Here is a 405-nt window from a genome sequence, read left to right as displayed (position 1 = left end):
TGTCGCCCCAAAGCTGCCAAGCGCAATTCAGCGGAGATCGGGCTTCCGTCAATCAGACGACAGGCACCGACCCCGTCATTTCGTCTCCTGCCAACGGCTTTGCCAGAGGTCGAGCCTGGGCTTCAGCGGATCGGCTCCGACCGTCGCGCCGTCATTGCTGAAGTCGATGAGCCTGTCGACGGCCTGGTTGTGGTTGGGCCATTTTGGCCGTGAGCCTCCATTGGGGTCACCACTCGCTGCAAACTCAACCCAGTAAGCACTCGCCAATGTGGCCATGGCCCAGTCGGCGGGCGTGACCTTGTCTTTCACCAGTGCGTTTGGAATGCCCAGCGTATACGGAACTTCGAAGCCGTGCAGAGTGCCTTTCCACATCGGATCGTTGCGTAAGGCCTCGGCGACATAAGG

At 60.2% G+C, this 405-nt stretch carries 1 protein-coding gene; it reads right to left on the bottom strand.

What is annotated here, in order from left to right; translation table 11 throughout:
* Positions 1-75: 75 nt before the first annotated feature.
* A partial coding sequence (locus AF337_RS18375) for a carboxylesterase family protein (protein ID WP_152971129.1) occupies positions 76-405 on the bottom strand: 330 nt, incomplete at its 5' end.

Origin of the sequence: Rhizobium ecuadorense, assembly GCF_001187535.1 — a bacterium.
GTDB lineage: Bacteria > Pseudomonadota > Alphaproteobacteria > Rhizobiales > Rhizobiaceae > Rhizobium > Rhizobium ecuadorense.
The sequence above is the reverse complement of the archived record's forward strand: the minus strand, read 5'-3'. Positions and strand labels throughout refer to the sequence as shown.